5 protein-coding genes are annotated in these 2287 nt (G+C 73.1%); all 5 read left to right on the forward strand.

Annotation, left to right across the window (positions count from 1 at the left end; translation table 11 throughout):
• Positions 1 to 354: HupE/UreJ family protein (locus G7A99_RS18275; protein WP_205599914.1), on the forward strand; the 354-nt coding region annotated here is incomplete at its 5' end.
• Positions 351 to 1181 (forward strand): urease accessory protein UreD, encoded by an 831-nt coding sequence (locus tag G7A99_RS18280; RefSeq protein WP_163142868.1) that lies wholly within the window; start codon positions 351 to 353, stop codon positions 1179 to 1181. The genes G7A99_RS18275 and G7A99_RS18280, both read left to right, overlap by 4 nt.
• 3 nt (positions 1182 to 1184) lie before the next feature.
• The gene (locus G7A99_RS18285; protein WP_018719153.1) at positions 1185 to 1487 is read left to right on the forward strand and encodes an urease subunit gamma; all 303 of its coding nucleotides are present in this window, start codon (positions 1185 to 1187) and stop codon (positions 1485 to 1487) included.
• Between the two features lie 25 nt (positions 1488 to 1512).
• Positions 1513 to 1821, forward strand: a complete 309-nt coding sequence (locus G7A99_RS18290) for an urease subunit beta (protein ID WP_163142871.1) — start codon at positions 1513 to 1515, stop codon at positions 1819 to 1821.
• Positions 1818 to 2287, forward strand: a 470-nt coding sequence (locus G7A99_RS18295) for an amidohydrolase family protein (protein WP_163142874.1), incomplete at its 3' end; no start/stop codon positions are given. The genes G7A99_RS18290 and G7A99_RS18295, both read left to right, overlap by 4 nt.

Genomic DNA, 2287 nt, shown 5'->3' on the forward strand with positions numbered 1-2287 from the left:
CTCGGCGCGGGCTACGGGGCTGCCGCGCTGGCCGAGTGGGGCATCGCCGGCTCGCTGGTGTTCTTCGGTGTCTGCCTGGCCGCCGGGCGGCGCCTGCCGCTGGGGATGGCCGTCGTGATCACCGCGCTGTTCGCCGTGGCCCACGGCCATGCCCACGGGGCGGAGGCCGGCGGCGGCACCGCCTGGCTCGCCTTCGGCGCCGGCATGGTCCTGGCGACCGCGGTCCTGCACGCCCTTGGCGTGCTCGCCGGCATCGCTGCGCAGCGCCTGCCGGCGGCCGGCATCGGCCTGCGGCTGGCGGGCGGCGCGACCGCCGCCTTCGGCGCCGTGGCCCTGGTGGGCCTGCTGGCGTGAGCGCGGCGCCGGCCAGTGCACCGGGATGGCGCGCCGGGCTGGAGCTGGGTTTCGGCCGGGATGGTTCGCGAACCATCCCGGTGCATCGGCGCCACTTCGGGCCGCTGCGGGTTCAGAAGGCATTCCACCCGGAGCCCGGCGTGTGCCACAGCTACATCCTGCACCCGCCGGGCGGGGTGGTCGGCGGGGACCGGCTCAACACCACGGTGGACGTGGCCGGTGACGCCCATGCCCTGATCACGACACCGGGGGCGAACAAGTTCTATCGCAGTGGCGGGCCGGTGGCCTGCCAGCGCCAGACCCTGCGGGTCGCCGACGGCGGCACCCTGGAATGGCTGCCGCTGGAGCAGATCGTCTTCGACGGCGCCCAGGCGGAGGCGACGCTGGCGGTGGAGCTCGCCGGCGATGCCCGCTTCATCGGCTGGGAGGTGACCTGCCTGGGCCGGCCGGCGGGGGCGCTGCCCTTCGTCAGCGGCCGCTTCGACGCCCGGCTGCGCATCCACCGGGATGGCCGGCCGCTGCTGCACGAACGCAACGACCTGGCCGCCGGCAGCGGTCTGCTCTCCGCGCCCTGGGGGCTCGGGGGTGCCGAGGCCACCGCCATCCTGCTCGCCACCGGCGCCGACGACGCCGCAGTGACCGCGGTGCGCGAGCTGCTGCCCGCCGACGCCGTCGCGGGCGTGACCCGGCTCGACGACGTGCTGGTGCTGCGCTGGATCGGTGACGGTGCCGAGGCGGCCTTCGCCCTGCTGCGCGCGGCCTGGGCGGCGCTGCGTCCCCGGCTGCTGGATCGCCCGGCCTGTGAACCCCGGATCTGGAGGACCTGAGACGTGGAACTGACACCCCGTGAGAAGGACAAGCTGATGCTCGCCACCGCCGCGATGGTGGCGGAACGGCGGCTCGCCCGGGGCGTGCGCCTGAACTACCCGGAATCGATGGCCTACATCGCCAACGCCATTGTCGAGGGCGCCCGTGACGGGCGCAGCGTCGCCGAGCTGATGAGCGAGGGCACGCGGCTGCTCACCCGCGACCAGGTGATGGACGGCATCCCCGAGATGCTGCGGGAGGTGCAGGTGGAGGCGACATTCCCCGACGGCACCAAGCTGGTGACCGTCCACGACCCGATCAGCTGAGCCCGCGCGGGAGAGGAGACCGGCAATGATTCCAGGCGAGATCATCCCCGCCGACGGCGGGATCGAACTCAACCAGGGCCGCGAGCGGCGTACCCTGAGCGTGGCCAATACCGGCGACCGGCCCGTGCAGGTCGGCTCGCACTACCACTTCCACGAGACCAACCCGACACTGTCCTTCGACCGGGACCAGGCGCTCGGCTTCCGGCTGGACATCCCGGCGGGGACCGCGGTGCGCTTCGAGCCCGGGCAGTCGCGCACGGTCACCCTGGTGGCCTATGCCGGCGAGCGCCGCGTGGTGGGGTTCCGCGGTGAGGTCATGGGGGCGGTGAAATGACGCGCATAGAACGTGACGCCTACGCCCAGATGTACGGGCCCACCACCGGCGACCGGGTGCGCCTCGGCGACACCGACCTGGTCATCGAGGTCGAGCGCGACCACACCGTCTACGGCGACGAGGTGAAGTTCGGCGGCGGCAAGGTCATCCGCGACGGCATGGGCCAGAGTCAGCGCAGCGGTGCCGAGGTCGTCGACCTGGTGATCACCAACGCCCTGATCCTCGATCACTGGGGCGTGGTCAAGGCGGACATCGGCATCCGCGACGGGCGCATCGCCGGGATCGGCAAGGCCGGCAATCCGGACACCCAGCCCGGCGTGGACATCGTCGTCGGCCCGGGCACCGAGGTGATCGCCGCCGAGGGCAGCATCGTCACCGCCGGCGGCATCGACGCGCACATCCACTTCGTCTGCCCGCAGCTGGTGGAGGAGGCGCTGATGTCCGGGGTCACCACCATGCTCGGCGG

The organism is Arhodomonas sp. KWT, assembly GCF_010993615.1.

Excerpts from the sequence above, each read along its gene's own strand:
- G7A99_RS18290 (WP_163142871.1), top strand. The coding sequence starts at position 1,513 with ATGATTCCAGGCGAGATCATCCCCGCCGACGGCGGGATCGAACTCAAC.